Source organism: Burkholderia sp. E168m23 (assembly GCF_016586125.1).
In the GTDB taxonomy this organism is placed as follows: domain Bacteria; phylum Pseudomonadota; class Gammaproteobacteria; order Burkholderiales; family Burkholderiaceae; genus Burkholderia; species Burkholderia orbicola.
This window is the reverse complement of the sequence record NZ_BCPP01000989.1, coordinates 1-2,567: the sequence shown is the minus strand read 5'-3', so window position 1 is coordinate 2,567 and position 2,567 is coordinate 1. Positions and strand designations below refer to the sequence as shown.

Genomic DNA, 2,567 nt, shown 5'->3' with positions numbered 1-2,567 from the left:
GATCCGCTGATCGCGCCGCGCGATGCATTGAGCACGCTGCACGCGCTGGTGATGCATGGCCGCTTCGACGACAAGCTGCCCGTCTCGTGGGCGGACAAGGCCGACGCGAAGCTGACGGCGCTCGGCGTCGCGCACGACACGCGGCTGTATGCGGCCGGCCACGAGCTGACCGCGGAGATGGCCGGCGATTTCGGCCGATGGGTCGGTGAGCGCACCGGGTTGAACCCAACTTGATCCAAACGTACCGGGGGCGCCGGCCCGCGAACGAACCGGCGCCCCCGGGTGCATCACGTCACGCGTTTTGCGCAGGGTCCGCCACGCCACGCACGGATGCAGGCATCGCCGCCGCCCGCTCGCGCTCGGCGCCGCGTTTCGCCAGCTTCCAGCCGATCACCAGCGCGAGCACGACGACGGGAATCGTCGCGATGGTCCACGTGCCGCCCGGATAGTCGAACGCCATCAGCACCAGCACGCCGACCAGGAAAGCGAGCGTGAGCCACGACGTGAATGGTGCGCCCGGCATCCGGAACGACACGGCCTTCATCTCGCCGCGATCGACCGCGCGGCGGAACAGGATCTGGCACATCACGATGAAGCCCCACGTCGTGATGATCCCGAGCGACGCCATGTTCAGCACGATCTCGAACGCCTGGGCCGGCACGATGTAGTTGAGCGGCACGCCGATCGCGTTGATCGCGACCGTGATCAGGATGCCGCCGTACGGCACGCCGCGCGCGTTCATCCGCGACACGAAACGCGGCGCCGAGCCGCCCATCGCGAGCGAGCGCAGCACGCGGCCCGTCGAATAGAGACCGGAATTCAGGCTCGACAGCGCGGCGGTCAGCACCACGACGTTCATCACCGTGCCGACGTACGGCACGCCGAGCTTGCTGAAGAACGTGACGAACGGGCTTTCGTGCGCGCTGTACGCGGTCCACGGCAGCAGCATCGTCAGCAGCACGACCGAGCCGACATAGAACAGCGCGATGCGCCACATCACGCTGTTGATCGCCTTCGGCAGCACCTTGCGCGCGTCAGCCGTCTCGCCCGCGGCAACACCGACGAGCTCGATGCTCGCGTACGCGAACACGACGCCCTGCACGATCAGCACGGCCGGCAGGATGCCGTGCGGGAAGATCCCGCCGTGATCCGCGACGAGATGCAGCCCCGTCATCTGCCCCGCCACCGGATGGCCGCTCGCGAGAAACACCGCGCCGACCGCGAGAAACACCGCAAGCGTGCCGACCTTGACGAGCGAGAACCAGAACTCCATCTCGCCGAACACCTTCACGCCGATCATGTTCATCACCGACACGATCCCGAGCGCGCCGAGCGCGAACACCCATTGCGGCACGTCGGTGAACACGGCCCAGTACTTCATGTAGATCGCGACCGCGGTGATGTCGACGATGCCGGTCGTCGCCCAGTTCAGGTAGTACATCCAGCCCGCGACGAACGACGCGCGTTCGCCCATGAACTCCCGTGCGTACGACACGAAGCTGCCGCTGGTCGGCCGGTGCATCACGAGCTCGCCGAGCGCGCGCATGATCAGGAACGCGAACACGCCGCACACGAGATACACGAGCGCGAGCGCCGGCCCCGCGCTTTGCAGGCGGCCGCCCGCGCCGAGAAAGAGGCCGGTGCCGATCGCACCGCCCATCGCGATCATCTGCACGTGCCGCGGCTTCAATTGCTTCGCATAGCCGGCTTCGTGCGACGCGAACATCGCATCGGGGTCGGCATGCACGGCATCCGCGCCGCCGGCCGGGCCGGCCGGGCGCTCGCTGGGGTGTGTCATCGTGAGTCTCCGTTGTTTGTAGATGTGTCGCGCCCCGCTCCGGGGGCGCTTTCGGTACGGCTGCCGAACCGGCCGGCGTCAGAACGCCCGCGGCCGGATCAGCGCTTCGGGCTGCAGCGCTTCGTCGAGTTGCGCGTCGGTCATCAGTTCGTGCGCCAGCACGACCTCGCGGATCGATTTGCCGGTCGCATGCGCTTCGGCGGCCACGGCGGTCGCGCGCTTGTAGCCGATGTACGGGTTCAGCGCGGTCGCGAGCGCGACCGAGCGCTCCATCGTTTCGCGCAGCCGCTGGGGATTCGCGGTGATGCCGCTCACGCATCGCTGCGCGAGCGTCGTGCAGGCGGCCGTCAGGTGGCTGAAGCTGCGGAACAGCGCGCTCGCGATCACCGGTTCGAACGCGTTGAGCTGAAGCTGGCCGGCCTCGGCCGCGAAGGTGATGGTCAGGTCGTTGCCGAACACCTCGAACGCGACCTGGTTGACGACTTCCGGGATCACCGGATTCACCTTGCCGGGCATGATCGACGAGCCGGCCTGCACGGGCGGCAGGTTGATCTCGCCGAAGCCCGCGCGCGGGCCGCTCGACAGCAGCCGCAGATCGTTGCAGATCTTCGACAGCTTGACGGCGATCCGCTTGAGCACGCCCGACACCTGGACGAACGCGCCGCAATCCTGCGTCGCTTCGATCAGGTTCGGCGCGGTGCTCAGGTCGAGCCCGGTGATGCGGCGCAGCGCGGCCAGCGCCTTCTCCGCGTACTGCGGATGCGCGGTG

At 68.1% G+C, this 2,567-nt stretch carries 3 protein-coding genes; 1 reads left to right on the top strand and 2 read right to left on the bottom strand.

The window, feature by feature from the left end; translation table 11 throughout:
- A partial coding sequence (locus JMF90_RS32980; RefSeq protein WP_374104308.1) for an alpha/beta hydrolase occupies window positions 1-234 on the top strand: 234 nt, incomplete at its 5' end.
- A gap of 58 nt (window positions 235-292) precedes the next feature.
- Here JMF90_RS32980 and JMF90_RS32975 read toward each other — a convergent pair.
- Both JMF90_RS32975 and JMF90_RS32970 read right to left on the bottom strand, forming a co-directional pair.
- Window positions 293-1,798, bottom strand: a complete 1,506-nt coding sequence (locus tag JMF90_RS32975) for an amino acid permease (RefSeq protein ID WP_011547998.1) — start codon at window positions 1,796-1,798, stop codon at window positions 293-295.
- A gap of 78 nt (window positions 1,799-1,876) precedes the next feature.
- Window positions 1,877-2,567, bottom strand: a 691-nt coding sequence (locus JMF90_RS32970; RefSeq protein WP_268906081.1) for a lyase family protein, incomplete at its 5' end; no start/stop codon positions are given.

Bases quoted from the DNA above. Each gene is read 5' to 3' on its own strand.
- JMF90_RS32975 (WP_011547998.1), bottom strand. From the start codon at position 1,798: ATGACACACCCCAGCGAGCGCCCGGCCGGCCCGGCCGGCGGCGCGGAT.